This is a genomic window from Pantoea sp. CTOTU49201 (assembly GCF_032054795.1).
Taxonomy (GTDB): domain Bacteria; phylum Pseudomonadota; class Gammaproteobacteria; order Enterobacterales; family Enterobacteriaceae; genus Pantoea; species Pantoea symbiotica.
This window is the reverse complement of sequence record NZ_DAMBSA010000015.1, coordinates 7,724-23,928: the sequence shown is the minus strand read 5'-3', so window position 1 is coordinate 23,928 and position 16,205 is coordinate 7,724. Positions and strand designations below refer to the sequence as shown.

Sequence of the window (16,205 nt, the reverse complement as noted above, 5' to 3'; positions counted from 1 at the left end):
CCACCGCCTGGAAAAAATCCTGTTCGCCGATAACACCACCAAAGGTGCCGAAGAGTTTGCCACTAAGCTGAATCAGGATGTGCTGGATCTGCAAACCCGCATCAGCGAACTGGCGTTCCCACCGGCGAAAGTGGTCGGCGGCGCGGCCGGTCTGATTGAAGAAGTGGCCTCCAGCAAAATCTCGGGTGAAGAAGACCGTTACAGCCGTACCGATCTCTCTGACTTCCAGGCCAACATTGATGGCGCGCAGAAAATTGTTGATCTGCTGCGTCCGCTGCTGCAGAAAAACAATCCGCAGCTGCTGGCGAAAGTGGATGCCAACTTCAGGAAAGTGGACGGGATCCTCAGCAAATATCGCACCAAAGACGGCTTTGAGTCGTACGAAAAACTGACCACCGCTGACCGTAATGCGCTGAAAGGCCCGATTACCACGCTGGCGGAAGATCTCTCCCTGCTGCGTGGAACCTTGGGTCTCGACTGATCATGAGTGATAAAAATGACGCGGCGCAGCCGTCGCGTCGTCGATTATTGCAGGGATTAGGCATGTTGGGCGGCGCGGCCGCCCTCGGCGGCGGTTGTCCGTTCCACACGGCAGCCGCCGACAGCTTCTCTCCCGGCACGGTTGCACCCAACTCGCGCCAGCAGGCGCAACCTTTTTACGGCGATCATCAAGCAGGTATCGTTACGCCGCAGCAGGCCTCGATGATGCTGGTGGCGTTCGATGTGCTGGCCAGCGATAAAGCCGAGCTTGAACGTCTGTTTCGCTTGCTGACCGAGCGCTTCGCATTTCTCACGCAAGGTGGACCGGCGCCTGCTGTCACTAATCCGCAACTGCCGCCGATGGATTCTGGGATTCTCGGTGCCGATATCGCGCCCGATAATCTCACCATGACGTTGTCGGTGGGCACCTCGCTGTTTGATGAGCGCTTCGGCCTGAGTAAGCACAAACCGGCGCAGCTGCAAACCATGACGCGTTTTCCCAACGATTCGCTGGATGCTGAACAGTGCCACGGCGACCTGCTGCTACAGATTTGCGCCAATACGCAGGATACGGTGATTCACGCGCTACGTGACATCATCAAACGTACGCCGGATCTGCTGGCGGTGCGCTGGCGTCGCGACGGCTTTATTGCTGACCATGCGGCGCGCAGCAACGGCAAAGAAACACCGATCAATCTGCTTGGATTCAAAGATGGCACCGCCAATCCTGATACCCATAATCCGGCGTTGATGAACCAGCTGTTGTGGGTCACCGACGAGCAGCAGGAACCGGCGTGGACGCGCGGCGGCAGCTATCAGGCAGTGCGCATCATCCGTTTTCATGTCGAAATGTGGGACCGCACGCCGCTCGGCGAGCAGCAAACCATCTTTGGCCGTGAGAAGTTATCGGGTGCGCCGCTTGGCATGAAAAACGAGCATGACGTACCGGATTACAGCAAAGATCCCGATGGTGATTTGATTGCGCTGGATGCCCATATTCGTCTCGCCAATCCACGTACGCCGGAGACCGATAGCAGCTTGATGCTGCGGCGCGGTTACAGCTATTCCAGCGGTATTACTGGATCGGGCCAGCTGGATATGGGTTTATTGTTTGTTTGTTACCAGCATGATTTAGCCAAAGGCTTTATTACCGTGCAGCAGCGCCTCAATGGCGAAGCGCTGGAAGAATATATTCGCCCGATTGGCGGCGGATACTTTTTCGCGCTGCCGGGCGTGGCGGATAAAAACCATTATCTCGGGCAATCTTTACTGCAAGCCTGATTAATAAATGTGCAGCGCCTGCGTAGGCTAGCGATACGCAGGCGCGTTTGTTAAGCATTCCTTAAACTTTACGCTGGGCGTAGCCGCTTCCGAATGTTCCTAAAAAGTTCTACCACTCGCCAATAAACCATCCATCTGATAAATCTACAAAATTTAATTTAAGGTAAAAGACCTCAGGCTTCGCTTATCTTTTTTTCTTTATCGGGACGTAAAATTAATGTTGCAAACCACCGCAAATATGATGCACTTTATTCATAAGCGTTGTCAGTTGTGTGGCTAAGCCACTGGAGTTCGCGCATGATTCGTCTCTCTCTGGGACAGTTAAATAGTTTCAACACACGCAGTACACTGCGGGGGATTTCTTCCCTGCTAAATAACCTCTCTACTTTTCAAACGTCATTCTCGTTCAATCTCATTTTCTTTACCGGTGCGCGCCTGCGTCTCGGCGCTGATGCGTACCATTCTCACTGGCTCGACACGGCTTACAAGGAAGCCAACTAAACCTCTAAAGCGTTCAAGTCATCGCCGCGGGTGATCCGCCGCGATAAATGAAACCAACTGTAAGGTGCCACTATGGGAAGACAGAAAGCAGTGATCAAAGCACGTCGTGAAGCAAGACGCGTTATTCGTAGCGACTCTCGCAGTCACCGTCAGCGTGAAGAAGAATCGGTCACTTCGCTGGTGCAAATGGGTGGGTTGGATTCGATTGGTATGGCGCGTGATGCACGTGACCGCGGGCCGATTGAAGCCAGAAATGAAGCTCAGGCACACTATCTCCATGCCATAGAAACGAAACAGCTTATTTTCGCCACCGGTGAAGCCGGCTGCGGAAAAACCTGGATTAGCGCAGCCAAAGCGGCTGAGGCCCTGATCAATAAGGATATCGAAAGGATTATCGTGACGCGCCCGGTTCTGCAGGCGGATGAAGATCTCGGTTTCCTCCCTGGAGATATTTCCGAGAAATTCGCGCCTTATTTCCGACCGGTATACGACGTTCTGGTTAAACGTCTCGGCGCTTCCTTTATGCAATACTGCCTGCGGCCTGAAATTGCCAAGGTAGAGATCGCGCCCTTCGCCTACATGCGTGGACGTACCTTTGAAAATGCCGTGGTGATCCTTGATGAGGCACAAAACGTCACCGCCGCACAGATGAAGATGTTCCTGACTCGCCTGGGAGAAAACGTGACGGTTATCGTCAACGGCGATATTACCCAGTGTGACCTGCCGTCCCATGCCAAATCTGGCCTCGCCGATGCGTTAGCGCGCTTCGAAGAGGATGAGATGATTGGTGTGGTGCGTTTCGGCAAAGAGGATTGCGTCCGTTCAGCGCTGTGCCAACGCACGCTGCACGCTTACAGTTAACCGTTTGATTGAGAATGTAGCCTAAGCAAAACCCGGCGTGAGCCGGGTTTTTTATGTGCGGGGGTTCGAATCCCCCTTCTCTGTAGAACAAGCAAAAAAAAAGTCTGAACGTTAATTCAGACTCTCTTTCAAAATATGGCGGTGAGAGGGGGATTCGAACCCCCGATACGTTGCCGTATACACACTTTCCAGGCGTGCTCCTTCAGCCACTCGGACACCTCACCACATTTTTTTGTCAACCGCGCTGGGTCAACGGGGCGCTACTATAGGGAGATCGCTGAAAAGGGTCAAGTGCTATTTTCTCCTTTTGTTCTATTCGCTTAAGCTCTGAGCGTATTGCCGTTAGCCTGCTCATAATGGCGATTCTGTCATCAAATCATTCCCTTTTTGTCACAAAAATGTCACCGCTCTGTCGCAGACTTGTCCGCGGAAACATTTGGTTATATCTATGGATAAGGATGCTTATAAATGAAACAGATACCTCTCTTTACGGTTACGCTGCTGGCTTCGCTGATCGCGACATCAGCAGTGGCAGAAGATGCACCATATTCCCGCGCCGCTACCGGCGATGTCACCGAACACGGCGGCGCGCGTCGTCTCACCGGCGACCAGACCGAAGCGCTGAAAGCTTCATTAAGCAATAGCACTGCGAAAAACTTGATTCTGCTGATTGGTGACGGCATGGGTGATTCGGAAATCACTGCCGCGCGTAATCAGGCGCGGGGTGCAGGCGGTTTCTTCCCCGGTCTTGATGCGTTGCCGCTTACCGGTCAATACACGCACTATTCATTAGACAAGAAAACCCACAAACCGAATTACGTGACGGATTCCGCCGCATCGGCCACCGCGTGGGCCACCGGCACCAAATCCTATAACGGCGCGATTGGCGTCGACGTGAACGGCAAAGATCAGGTAACGATTCTTGAGCTGGCGAAAGCCGCCGGTAAAGCCACCGGCAACGTCTCCACTGCTGAATTGCAGGACGCCACGCCAGCAGCGTTAATCGCCCACGTTACCTCGCGCAAATGCTACGGCCCGGAGAAAACCAGCGAGCTGTGCCCAACCAATGCGCTGGAGCAGGGCGGTAAAGGATCGATTACCGAGCAGATGCTTAAAACCCGCGCGGACGTCACGCTGGGCGGCGGCGCGAAATCCTTCGGCGAAACCGCCAAAGCCGGCGAGTATCAGGGCAAAACCCTGCGCGAACAGGCTCAGGCGCTGGGCTATCAGTGGATTGATAATCTGGATGGCATGAACGCCATTCAGCAGGCAGATCAGAATAAACCGGTGCTTGGCCTGTTCGCCGACGGCAATATGCCGGTGCGCTGGCAGGGACCGAAAGCCAGCTATCATGGCAACATTGATAAGCCGGTGGTGACCTGTGAAGTGAATAAAGAGCGTCCAGCTTCGGTACCAACACTTGCGCAGATGACCAAAAAGGCCATCGATCTGTTGAGCACCAATGAGAAAGGCTTCTTCCTGCAGGTAGAAGGCGCGTCGATTGATAAGCAGGACCATGCGGCTAATCCATGCGGTCAGATTGGCGAAACAGTTGATCTGGATGAAGCGGTGCAGCAGGCGCTGGCATTTGCGCGCGAGCACGGCGACACGCTGGTGGTGGTGACCGCCGATCACGCGCACAGCAGCCAGATCGTGGAAAACGGTACCAAAGCGCCGGGCCTGACGCAGGCGGTGAATACCAAAGATGGTGCGGTGATGACCATCAGCTACGGCAATTCAGAAGAGGATTCGCAGGAACACACCGGCACGCAGGTGCGTATTGCAGCGTATGGCCCGCATGCGGCCAACGTGGTGGGCTTGACCGATCAGACCGATCTGTTCTTTACCCTGAAGGATGCGATGGGGTTGAAGTAACGGGGTTATTGGTGAGAAGGTCGCCATTAATGGCGACCCTACCTTACAAGCCGCGTTTTGCCATCAACCTTGCTAAATCCACTAAACGGTTCGAGAAGCCCCATTCGTTATCGTACCAGGCAAGAATCTTAACCAGATTGCCGCCAATCACCAGCGTCGAAAGCCCATCAATAATCGATGAACGGGCATCGCCCTGATAATCGCTCGATACAAGCGGCTCGTCGCTGTAACCGAGAATCCCCTTCAGCGGACCTTCAGCCGCCGCCGCTTTAAACGCGTCGTTCACCTCTTCAGCTGTTACATCGCGTTTCAGCGTCACGGTCAAATCCACAATCGAAACCACCGGCACCGGCACGCGCAGGGAATAGCCGGTCAATCGACCATCCAGCTCCGGAATCACCCGACCGAGCGCCTTCGCCGCACCGCTTGAGTAAGGCACAATCGACAGTGCCGCCGCCCGCGCACCGCGCAGGTCTTTCTCTGGCTGGTCGTGCAGCACCTGGCTGTTGGTATAAGCATGCGTGGTGTTCATTAATCCGTGCTCGATGCCAAACGCCTGATGTAGCACCGCCGCCGCTGGCGCTAAGCCGTTGGTGGTGCAGCTGCCGTTACTCACCACAAAGTGCTGCTGCGGATCGTAACGCTGGTCGTTCACGCCCAACACAATCGTCAGATCATCGTTTTTGCCGGGCGCGGAGATAATCACGCGCTTCGCGCCGCCGCTGGTGATATGCACGGCGGCTTTGTCGCGTTCGGTGAAGAAGCCGGTGGCTTCAATCACGATATCCACGCCGACATCGCGCCAGCGAATATTCGCCGGATCGCGCTCGCTGAACACCCGCACCGCTTTGCCATCAATGCGCAATTCGCCTTCGCCGGCTTCCACTTCTGCCGGTAATCGGCCAAGCAGGGAATCGTGTTTCAACAGATGCGCGAGAGTTTTGCTGTCTGTGAGGTCGTTGATGGCGACGATCTCAATATCATCGCTGCCCAGCGCTGCACGAAAAACGTTACGTCCGATACGGCCAAAGCCGTTGATGCCGATCTTAGTCATGGTTGACTCCTTTTCCGAAGATGCTGGAGTCACTCTAGGCCGATGGCAAGGTGGCGTAAACGCCAAATAAGGATCACTTTACGCCAATTTCCTGCAGTGGAAGCGCTGACGATATTCGCCCGGCGTGAGATGCAACTGGCGCTCAAAGCTGCGGCGTAAATTGATGCTGCTGCCGAAGCCGGTTTGTTGCGCGATGCGATCCAGCGTGTCGTTGCTTTGCTCCAGCTGTTCACGCGCGGCAGCGAGGCGCGCTTCGGCCACATAGCGCGCAGGCGGCGCACCGGTCTCTCGGGTGAACACGCGGGTAAAGTTACGCGGGCTCATGGCAACGCGCTCCGCCAGCTTCTCCACCGACAGATCTTCAGCGAGGTTGGCGCGGATCCAGCGCTGCAGTTCACCGATCGGGCCAATGGCGCTCGGCGTTTGCAGATGAAAACGGCTGAACTGCATCTGTCCACCGGGACGGCGCAGATACATCACCATATCCTGCGCGATATCGCGCGCCACGCTAAAGCCGAAATCCTCTTCCACCAGCGCCAATGTCAGGTCAAAGCCCGAGCTGACGCCGCCGGAGGTCCAGATCGGTCCGTCCTGAATAAATAGCGGGCCACCTTCCACTTGAATATCTGGATAGCGCGACTGCAAGGTGTCGAGTAAGCGCCAGTGCGTGGTGGCACGGCGGCCATCCAGCAAGCCGGATTCCGCCAGTAGCATCGCGCCGCCACACACCGACACCACGCGGCGCGCCTGTGGAGCAGCCAGCTTAATGAAATCGACCACCATGCTGCCTTCTTCCGCGCTGTCGCCGCGTCCGGTGATCATGATGGTGTCCCACGCGGTGCGCGGATCGAGATCGGCCAGTTTGAGATCGGCTAGTAGATTGAGGCCGGATTGGCCGTGGATCACCTGATGCGATTGCGTGGTGGCGAGGCTAACGCGATAGCGTTGCTGATCGACGCCAACCGGCAGATGCTGATTGGCGCGCATCAGGATGTCGGCGATACCCGCCGCTTCGAAAAGCATGCCACCGTCGGGCACAATAATCAGAAAGGTTTTCATGGCGTGAAATGGATTTATTGACGGAATAAGCCGGAGTGTCTCATGTAGACGGGATTAATTCCATGCCAGGTCGCCACAGACGGGCAGGGTTTTGTAGGGTGCGCATTCATGCGCACCTGGTTAAATGGTCACCATAAATGGCGACCTTACGCTACGCCGATGCGCCACTGCTCGGGCGGCAACGTGCCGTTCACGGCGAAATCGCCGACGATGCGATCCTTATAGATGCGCGGATTGTGCGAAGAAAGGGTGCGCACGTTGCGCCAAAAGCGGTCAAGCGCCAGCGGCTTCAGCGTGGCCGACGCGCCCAGCGCATCAAACAGCGTCGAGCTGGCGTTAAGCAGCAGATCACTCACCACATTCAGCGACTGCGACACTTCCAGTTCGGCAATCGCCACCGCGTGGTTCTCGTGCTCCTGATCGCCGCTGACGTGCGCATCATAGGCACGTTGCAGCGCGCTGGCGGCGTGCAGCACAATCGCGCCACTACTGTAGGCCGCGCCACGCAGGCGTCCAACCACCTGCAAAATCTGCGCATCCTGCGCGGCACGCGGCGCATTGCCGTTGCTGTAAGTGCGTGTGCGTGAAGCTACCTGCTGCGCCACTTCGCCGCTCTGCGCGCGGCCTATGCCTGCCAGCGTCGCCAGATGAATCAGCTGATAAAAAGCCGGTGAATACCTGAAATGAATCTCTTCGTTGATGTCATCGGCGGCGATCGCCACGTTGGCGAAAATTGCCGTGCCGCTGGCGGTCAGGATTTGGCCGAAGCCGTTCCAGTCGTCGAGCACCGTCACGCCCTCGGCGGTGCGGGAAACCGTCACCGATACGCCTTTGCCGTTTTCATCGGTGATGCCGATATCAATCCAGTCGGAATAGAGCGAGCCGGTGGTGTAAAACTTGCGGCCATTAAGCCGCCAGGATTCGCCGCTGCGCGTAATGTGCGTGGAGAATTCAGACTGGCGCGCATCGCCGGTTTCGCTCCACGCGGGCCCAACGATTTCGCCGCGTCCAAGGCGCGTTAGCCACTTATCACGAAACGGGCTGCTGCCGCTGTTCAGTACGTTCTCCACAAAGCCGAGATGACCGCGAATCGATTGCACCAGATTGGAATCCGCCTCGCCAAGCTCAATCAGCAGCGCGAACAGCTCAGGCAGCGTCGCGCCCAGGCCGCCATGGCTCTCCGGCACGCGCAGTGCGGTGAAGCCGCTCTGCTTCAGCCACGCAATTTGCTCCAGCGGCAGTTGACGCTGCAGCTCACGCTCAATCGCGCCCGCGCGTATTTTCTGGAACACCGGACGGAACCGCTCCGCCAGCTGTTCATAACGGGATGACGGGCCAGCTCCCCAACCTGATTCGATGTGCGACATGACGCTTCCCTCCAGCGTAGAAATTTTCATTACTATGTCATCGCCATCGGGCGCGATTTAATGCTTTTTCTGCGCAAGCTATTTCGCCAAATAACTAATCGCTGCTTATTTCACTATATGGAACAAATAATTCATTTCTGCATATTCACTGCCACTATTGTTATTTGCCGCGCTTTATATCTGTGCTCTATTCAAACGCTACTCCGTGAGTTACCCATTAATTTCCAAAAAATATAACTTCAAGCGGAATAGATCCGCGCGAAATCTGTTATTTGTCTTTAACCGGGAAATGTAGCGAAATGAAATATATGTCTCTTCAGCGGTTATTCATACCGATATTGGCGACAATAAGTGGTGCGTTGCCCTTAAGCGTCAGCGCGCAGAGCGATTCGTCCCGTTATAGCAACGGCACGCTGGTTTATCTGCATGAGCAGGAGCCACCTTGCTTGTGGGGCGGCTGGGTGCAGCAAGCTTATTTATCGCGTCAGGTTTTTGATTATCTGGTGAGTTATGACAACGGAAAAATTCGTCCGTGGCTGGCTGCCAGCTGGAGTGAATCCGCCGATCGTAAAACCATTACGTTTCATTTACGCCACGACGTTAAATTTACCGATGGCGATCTGTTTAATGCCGATGCGGTTATTGCGAATTATCCAGCGTGGCAAAAAGGAATAGGCTGGCACGGTTTTACCTATATGACCGGATTTACCAAGGTCGATGATTATACCGTGGCACTGCATTTATCTGAGCCGAATCCCGAAATCTATAATGTGCTGGCAAATGGTCATTACGGATTTCAATCGCCCGATTCGCTGGCGCATAACAGCAGCGAGCAGAAGTGCTTACGACCGGTCGGCACCGGGCCGTGGAAAGTGGCGCGCTGGGTGCGCGGCGATGGCATCAGCTTTGTGCGCAATGACGACTATCGCTGGGCACCGCCAAACGCGCACCACAACGGCCCGGCGTATATCAAGCATCTGGAGTGGAAGTTTGTACCGGATGCCACCACACGCTGGGGGGCGCTGGTGAGCGGCGGCGCGGAGGTGATTTATCAGCCGCCATCCGCGCAGTGGCAGGCGCTGCAACGTCACTATCAAACGCTCTCTTATGTCGCCACGGGGCGGCCGCAGGCGTTCTCCTTTAATGTTCAGCGCGGTCCGTTTACCGATCAGCGGGTGCGCCAGGCATTTGCTTACGCGCTGGACCGCAAGCAGATCGTCAAAACCGTGTTTAAAGGCGCAGTGCCGTATGAGGGCAATGGCTCGCTGAGTAAAAGCACACCGCTCTATCTGAATGTCGACGATCGCTATTCGCTCAATATCGCCAAAGCCAATCAGCTGCTGGATGACGCCGGCTGGACCGGACGCGATGCCGCCGGCTATCGCACCAAAGACGGTAAAACGCTGGATGCGCGCTTACCGTTTATTCAGGCGATTATCGACCAGGAAGGCGCGCTGATGCTGCAGGCGGTGCAGGACCAGGTCAAACGCGTCGGCATCAAGCTGGATCTGATCCCGCTGACGCAAACCGAAGGCTTTGCCGGTGCACGTTCGCGTCCGGGAGATAAGGAAATCAGCTTTGGTTACTGGGTTTGGCCGTCGCCCAACATCCTCGACATCGTCTACAACCATGCGCTTAACGGCGCGTTCAACGGCAACAACACCAGCTTTTTCAATAATCCTGAAGTTGAAGCGCAAATCCTTGATGCACAGCGTGAGCCGAATGCACAACTGCGCCAGCAGAAGTTCGACCTGCTGCAAAGGTGGTTTGACGATCAGGCGATTGCCATCGGCGGCTACAACTTCACCTACAACGTTGCCATCGCCAACAACCTACGCGGGCTTTGGCAGGATCAGGGCAACGGATTGCTGAACTTTAACGATGCTTACTTCGTGCAGGAGCAGCCATGAGTGAATTAACGTCATCGTCGCCGCAAAACAGCGCCGCCCATCTGGCAAATGTGGCCGCGCCACGCAGCCGCACGGCGTCGCTGCTGCGGCGGATTTCACTGCGTATCGCCTCCGCGCTGTTCGTGCTGTGGGGCACCATCACCGTGACGTTTTTGGTGCTGTCGGTGCTGCCGGGCGATCGCGCCACTATCCTGCTGAATATTACTTCCGGGCAGGTGATTGAACGCACGCCGGCTGAGCTGGCACCGATCAACGCGCAATACGGTTTTGATAAGCCGATTGTCGAGCAGTATCTGCACTATTTCTGGCGGCTGCTACACGCCGATTTTGGTTTCTCATTTGAGCTGCAGCGGCCGGTGGTGCACATCATCGCCGAGCAATTACTGCCGACCTTTACGCTGGCGATTGCCGCGCTGCTGCTGGCGTGGATTATCGCCATTCCGTGGACGCTGCTCACCGCCGGTCGTCATCGTCGGCTGGCGGCGTTTGGTTCGGCAGTGGAAACCATCATGGCCGGATTGCCGCAGTACTGGATTGGCATTCTGCTGCTGATCGTTTTCGCCATCGGCCTGCGTTGGTTCCCGGTGGTCGGCGGCACCAGCCTGCTCGGTACCGTGCTGCCCGCCATCACGCTGGCGATTCCGCTGGCGGGCTTTATCGGTCACGCCATTCGCGGCGAATTTGAACGCAGCATGCAGCAGCCGTTTGTGCTGTCGGCGCGGGCGCGCGGTATGAGTCTGGCGGGCGTACGGCTGCGCCATGTGTTACGCCACGCGCTGATTCCGGCCATCACGTTGAGCGGCTGGGCGATTGGCAATTTGCTCTCTGGCGCGGTGCTGGTGGAAGCGGTATTTGCCCGGCCGGGACTCGGCAACGTGCTGGTCAATGCGGTGAGCAACAAGGATTTTGCGCTGGTCTCCGGCATCGTGATTCTCATCAGTTTCCTCTACATCGTCATTAACCTGGTGGTTGACCTGATTTACCTGATCGTCGATCCCCGCCTGCGAGGTCTCGCATGACAACTCATCTCACGGATTACGTCGCACCGCGCACCACGCGCATCAGCTGGCAGTTGCCGCTTTCGGTGCTGCTCTCCGCCCTCGTGGCGCTGTTCTTTATTGTCGCGGCCATCGCGCCTGGCGTGCTGGCGACGCACGATCCCTTCAGCACCGATCTCTATCGCGCGCTGCAAGCGCCTTCGTGGGCTAACTGGCTAGGCACAGATGACATTGGCCGTGACCTTTATAGCCGCATTATCTGGGGCACGCGTCAGTCGTTGCTGATTGGCATCGGCGCGATGGTGATCGCGCTGTTTGGTGCGGTGGTGCTTGGCTTTAGCGCCGCGCTCGGCCCGCGCTGGCTGGCGGAGCCGGTCAATCGTCTGCTGGAAATCCTGTTGGCGTTTCCCACCTTGCTGCTGGCGCTGCTGTTTGTTGCGCTGCTGGGTCCCTCCGCCAGCAGTTTGCTGATCTCAGTCGGCATTGGCACCGCGCCGGGCTATGCGCGACTGGTGCGTGCGCAGGCATTGCAGGTCAAACAATCCGGTTATGTCGAAGCGGCGCGTGCGCTCGGGCATCCCTGGCAGCGGCTGTTTATCCAGCACATCGCGCCCAACGTGTTCCGGCCGTTGTTCTCGCTGGTGGCGTTAGGCATCGGGCAATCGGTGGTGTGGGCATCTGGGTTGTCGTTTCTTGGATTAGGCGTAGTGCCGCCGTCGCCGGAGTGGGGCGCGCTGCTCGAAGCCGGAAAAATTAACGTCACCGTCGCCTGGTGGCTGGAAGTGTTGCCGGGCATTGCGATTGTACTGGTGGCGCTGTCGTTCACGCAGATTGGCCGCTACATCCAGCAGCGAGCGGAAGGAGAGAAGCGCTAATGAGCAGCAATGTGATTGATGTGCGCGGCCTGAATATCTGGGCCAGCAGCGAAAGCGGGCCACCGCGCCATATTGTGAAGAACGTCAGCTTCGCGCTGCAACGCGGGCAATGTCTGGCGCTGGTGGGCGAATCGGGATCGGGAAAAAGCGTCACCGCTCGTTCGCTGGTGGGATTAGCTGGTGATGGATTGCAGGTGCAGGCTGCAACGCTGAGCCTGCACGGCGATACGCTGCAGCAGCGTAGCGACAGTTGGTGGCGGCAGGTGCGCGGCAGCAAAGTGGGCTTTATTTTACAGGACGCGCTGGTGTCGCTGGATCCGCTGCGTCCGGTGGGTAAAGAGATCGCCGAAGCGCTGGCGCTGCATGGCTGGGGCAACGCCGCCAGCCGTCAGCAGAAAGTGCAGGCCTTGCTGAAAGAAGTCGGCGTGCCGCAGGCGGCTTATCGCGCCAGCCAGCGGCCGGGAGAGTTATCGGGCGGCTTGCGCCAGCGCGCACTGATCGCTTCGGCGATTGCGCTGCATCCGGATGTGCTGATCGCCGATGAGCCCACCACCGCACTGGATGTCACGGTGCAGGCGCAAGTGCTGGAGGTCTTACGGCAAATGCTGGACCGCGGCACCAGCGTAATTCTGATTAGCCACGATCTGGCGGTGGTGGCGAAAATCGCCGATCAGATTCTGGTGATGCAGGGCGGATCAATTGTTGAGGCGGGTACGGCGCAGCAAGTGCTGCAACAGCCGCAGCATGCGTATACCCAAGGTTTGATTAACGCGATTCCCAGCGAACACACCAAAGGGCAACGCCTTTCGGGCAGCGCGGCAAGTGTGCCAATCCGATCCGTGACGCCATCAGCGGAAGTGCTGCTGGAAGCGCGACATATCGTGAAGCGTTTTCGCGGGCACAGCGCCGTCGATGACGTCTCCTTTAGCTTAAAACGCGGCGAGACATTGGGAATTGTCGGCGAGTCGGGTTCAGGCAAAACCACCTTGTCACGCATTGCGCTGGCGCTGGAAACACCGGACAGCGGCGAGGTGCTGTTTGCCGGTCAGCCGTGGAGCCACGCGTCCGCTGCCGATCAACGTGCCATTCGCCGCCAGATCGCCGTGGTGTATCAGGATCCGCTCTCCTCGTTCGATCCGCGCTGGCGTGTTGCCGACATCCTGCTGGATGCGATTGCGCTCGATCGGCATGCGCCGACGCAAACGCCGCGCGAGCGAGCGATTAGCTTGCTGCAATCGGTTGGGCTCGGCGCGGAGCATCTCACGCAGTGGCCAGCGCGCATGTCCGGCGGCCAGCGTCAGCGCGTGGCGATTGCTCGCGCGATTGCGACCCATCCAAAAGTGATTGTGCTCGACGAAGCGGTGTCGGCGCTGGATGTCACCATTCAGGCGCAGATTCTCGATTTGCTCAATGATCTACAGGCGCAGCTCGGCGTCAGCTATCTGTTTATCTCGCACGATCTTGGCGTGATCCATCACATGAGCGATCGCGTGTTGGTAATGCAGAACGGCCAGGCGGTTGAGCAGGGCGCCGCCGATGAGGTGTTCTACCGCCCGCGCCATCCTTACTCCCAGACGTTACTTGCCTCGCTGCCACGTCTGGCCGCGCGGGAAACTGCCTAACTTTGCTACAGGAGCGAACATGTCACGCGAACTGATTTATAACGGATTTTTGCATCTCACGCCGAACCACCATAGCCACGGTTACTGGCGCACGCCGGAAGGTCAGGTGCAGTACAACTACAACCAGCTTGATGCCTATGTGCAGACGGTGAAAACCCTGGAGAAAGGGCTGTTTGATACCTTGTTCATCGCCGATGTGGTGGGCGTGTATGACATCGACTATGGCGATGGTAAAACCACGATTAGTGCCGGTACTCAGTTCCCCGAGCCCGATCCGATCACCATTCTTTCGGCGCTGGGTTTAGCCACCGAAAATCTTGGTTTAGTGGTGACCAGCAACGTGATTCAGACCCATCCGTTCTCGTTTGCGCGCCAGATCTCCTCGCTGGATGAATTTACCCGCGGTCGCATCGGCTGGAATATTGTGACTTCATATCTCTCCAACGGCTTCCGCAACTACGGCTATCAGGACATCGTGCCGCACGACGAACGCTATGCATGGGCGCAGGAGTATCTCGATGTAGCGTATAAGCTGTGGGAGCTGTCGTGGGAAGAGGGCGCGGTGCTGCACGATCCCGCCACTAACCGCTTTTTCGATGCCGACAAGATCCACAAAATTAACCACGTTGGTAAGCGCTATCGGGTGGAAGGGCCGCACATTGTTGAGCCGTCGCCGCAGCGCAGCCCGGTGTTCTTCCAGGCCGGCAACTCGGATGCCGGACGCCGCTTTGCCGCGCGCAACGCCGAAGTGACGTTCCTGCCATCGCAAACGCCAGACACCGCGCGCAAAGATATCGCCATCCTCAATCAGGATGTGGTGGATTTCGGTCGCCAGCCGGAGGATTTGAAGAAGCTGGTGATGCTGTCCACCGTGATTGGATCGACTGAGGAAGAGGCGAAGCGCAAGCAGCAATATCTGTTCGACAACATTGATATTAATGCGCTGCAAGGCTTCTACAGCGGCGGTTCGGGCATCGATCTGGCGAATATCGATCCCGATACGCCGCTGACCGAACTCAGTCGCCGCGAGGAGTTCAGCCAGCATATGCGCTCAAAATTCCGTATCGCGGTTGATGCTGATTATGGGCAAGGCCGTGTGCTGACGTGGCGCGAATACCTGATCCAGCACGCGCTGCTGCCGGGCCGTTTTGCCGGTACGCCAGAACAGATCGCCGACCGGGTGCAGCAGTTTGCCGATGCCGGCGTTGATGGTTTTAATGTGGTGCCGGTCACCACGCTCGGCTGGTGGGATGAGTGGGTCGAACACGTGGTGCCGGTGCTGCAAAAACGCGGCCTGGCGCAAACGGCCTACAAGCCAGGCACGCTGCGCGAGAAGATTTTTGGCAAGGAGAGCAAATTGCCGGCGTCGCATCCGCAACGGACGTTGAGGTTGGGTGAGTAACACGCTTTAACCAGGTGCGCATAAATGCGCACCCTACAAAATCGTAGGGTCGCCATTCATGGCGACCGCACTCACCGACGAAAAAGCATTACGCGACGCTGCCTGACTTTTTGATTATGCTGATAAAAAGGACGTTTCACTGCGCAGGGAATCCGTTATGCATAATCGCCTCGATCAGTTTCTCATTCATCCTCCTGCAATGCGCTTAACCGGTATTAGGCGGTTTGGCATCGAGTTTATCTGGTTTGGCATTAAAGAGGCGCGAGCGTGCTTATTTGCTGGCCTGTTTTTCCTCGCGATATTTTGTGTGCCGCGTGGCGGCATGTTCGGCATTACGCGTTACGACCTGCTGCTGATGATCGCCGTGTCTATCCAGCTAATAATGGTTGCCACCAAACTGGAAAGCTGGGATGAACTGAAATCCATCACCCTGTTTCATCTGCTCGGTTTTGGCTTAGAGCTATTCAAAACCTCGTCAGCCATTGGTTCATGGCATTACCCCGAAGCGGGCTGGAGTAAAATCGGCGGTGTACCGCTCTTTAGCGGCTTTATGTATGCGGCGGTTGGGAGCTACATTATTCAGTGCTGGCGTCTTATGGATCTTAAGATCCGCAATCATCCGCCGATTCTTCATGCCGTGCTGCTCTCGCTGGCGCTCTATGCGAATTTCTTTACCCATCACTATATCGGTGATTACCGCTGGTATATCGCAGCGATGGCATTGGGCCTATATGCACGCTCTGAAGTGATATTTACGCCCTACGATCGTCCATTCCGTATGCCGCTGCTGGTGGCGTTTATCCTGATCGGTTTCTTTATTTGGCTGGCAGAGAATCTGGGCACCTTTTTTGGCGTCTGGCAATATCCCAATCAGCTTGGCGCGTGGGCGACGGTGCATGTCGGCAAGTGGGGCGCATGGT

At 56.8% G+C, this 16,205-nt stretch carries 14 protein-coding genes and 1 tRNA gene; 11 read left to right on the top strand and 4 right to left on the bottom strand.

The window, feature by feature from the left end; translation table 11 throughout:
- The 4 genes from efeO to phoH form a co-directional block, all read left to right on the top strand.
- A partial coding sequence (gene efeO / locus RTY00_RS02285) for an iron uptake system protein EfeO (RefSeq protein ID WP_312663273.1) occupies nucleotides 1–481 on the top strand: 481 nt, incomplete at its 5' end.
- A gap of 2 nt (nucleotides 482–483) precedes the next feature.
- The gene (gene efeB / locus RTY00_RS02280) at nucleotides 484–1,761 is read left to right on the top strand and encodes an iron uptake transporter deferrochelatase/peroxidase subunit (protein WP_312663272.1); all 1,278 of its coding nucleotides are present in this window, start codon (nucleotides 484–486) and stop codon (nucleotides 1,759–1,761) included.
- A gap of 297 nt (nucleotides 1,762–2,058) precedes the next feature.
- Complete coding sequence (locus RTY00_RS02275) at nucleotides 2,059–2,262, top strand: hypothetical protein (RefSeq protein WP_061718478.1); 204 nt, start codon at nucleotides 2,059–2,061, stop codon at nucleotides 2,260–2,262.
- A 72-nt stretch (nucleotides 2,263–2,334) separates the two neighbouring features.
- Nucleotides 2,335–3,123, top strand: coding sequence for a phosphate starvation-inducible protein PhoH (gene phoH / locus RTY00_RS02270; protein WP_008105319.1), 789 nt, complete (start codon nucleotides 2,335–2,337; stop codon nucleotides 3,121–3,123).
- Nucleotides 3,124–3,259: 136 nt separating this feature from the next.
- Here the strand turns inward: phoH and RTY00_RS02265 are convergent.
- Nucleotides 3,260–3,347 (bottom strand) — tRNA-Ser (locus RTY00_RS02265).
- Nucleotides 3,348–3,591: 244 nt separating this feature from the next.
- Here RTY00_RS02265 and phoA point away from each other — a divergent pair.
- Nucleotides 3,592–4,998 carry an alkaline phosphatase gene (gene phoA, locus RTY00_RS02260; protein ID WP_312663271.1) on the top strand — a complete coding sequence of 469 codons (1,407 nt, stop codon included), beginning with the start codon at nucleotides 3,592–3,594 and terminating at the stop codon, nucleotides 4,996–4,998.
- Between the two features lie 43 nt (nucleotides 4,999–5,041).
- Here the strand turns inward: phoA and gap are convergent, their stop codons facing one another.
- From gap to RTY00_RS02245, 3 genes are all read right to left on the bottom strand, one after another.
- Complete coding sequence (gap, locus tag RTY00_RS02255; RefSeq protein ID WP_265297692.1) at nucleotides 5,042–6,052, bottom strand: type I glyceraldehyde-3-phosphate dehydrogenase; 1,011 nt, start codon at nucleotides 6,050–6,052, stop codon at nucleotides 5,042–5,044.
- A 78-nt stretch (nucleotides 6,053–6,130) separates the two neighbouring features.
- Nucleotides 6,131–7,111, bottom strand: coding sequence for a helix-turn-helix domain-containing protein (locus tag RTY00_RS02250; RefSeq protein WP_312663270.1), 981 nt, complete (start codon nucleotides 7,109–7,111; stop codon nucleotides 6,131–6,133).
- A gap of 146 nt (nucleotides 7,112–7,257) precedes the next feature.
- Nucleotides 7,258–8,478 carry an acyl-CoA dehydrogenase family protein gene (locus tag RTY00_RS02245; protein WP_312663269.1) on the bottom strand — a complete coding sequence of 407 codons (1,221 nt, stop codon included), beginning with the start codon at nucleotides 8,476–8,478 and terminating at the stop codon, nucleotides 7,258–7,260.
- A 338-nt stretch (nucleotides 8,479–8,816) separates the two neighbouring features.
- On the opposite strand from RTY00_RS02245, the gene RTY00_RS02240 reads away from it, so the two are divergent.
- From RTY00_RS02240 to RTY00_RS02215, 6 genes are all read left to right on the top strand, one after another.
- A complete protein-coding gene (locus RTY00_RS02240; RefSeq protein ID WP_312663268.1) occupies nucleotides 8,817–10,388 on the top strand; it encodes an ABC transporter substrate-binding protein in 1,572 nt (523 codons plus the stop codon).
- Nucleotides 10,385–11,407 (top strand): ABC transporter permease, encoded by a 1,023-nt coding sequence (locus RTY00_RS02235; protein ID WP_312663267.1) that lies wholly within the window; start codon nucleotides 10,385–10,387, stop codon nucleotides 11,405–11,407. The genes RTY00_RS02240 and RTY00_RS02235 overlap by 4 nt, the downstream gene beginning before the upstream one ends.
- Nucleotides 11,404–12,261, top strand: a complete 858-nt coding sequence (locus tag RTY00_RS02230) for an ABC transporter permease (protein ID WP_312663266.1) — start codon at nucleotides 11,404–11,406, stop codon at nucleotides 12,259–12,261. The genes RTY00_RS02235 and RTY00_RS02230 overlap by 4 nt, the downstream gene beginning before the upstream one ends.
- Nucleotides 12,261–13,883 (top strand): ABC transporter ATP-binding protein, encoded by a 1,623-nt coding sequence (locus RTY00_RS02225; protein WP_312663265.1) that lies wholly within the window; start codon nucleotides 12,261–12,263, stop codon nucleotides 13,881–13,883. The genes RTY00_RS02230 and RTY00_RS02225 overlap by 1 nt, the downstream gene beginning before the upstream one ends.
- Before the next feature lie 19 nt (nucleotides 13,884–13,902).
- Nucleotides 13,903–15,285 carry an NtaA/DmoA family FMN-dependent monooxygenase gene (locus RTY00_RS02220; RefSeq protein WP_312663264.1) on the top strand — a complete coding sequence of 461 codons (1,383 nt, stop codon included), beginning with the start codon at nucleotides 13,903–13,905 and terminating at the stop codon, nucleotides 15,283–15,285.
- Nucleotides 15,286–15,442: 157 nt separating this feature from the next.
- The coding region (locus tag RTY00_RS02215; protein WP_312663263.1) for a DUF817 domain-containing protein at nucleotides 15,443–16,205 on the top strand (763 nt) is incomplete at its 3' end.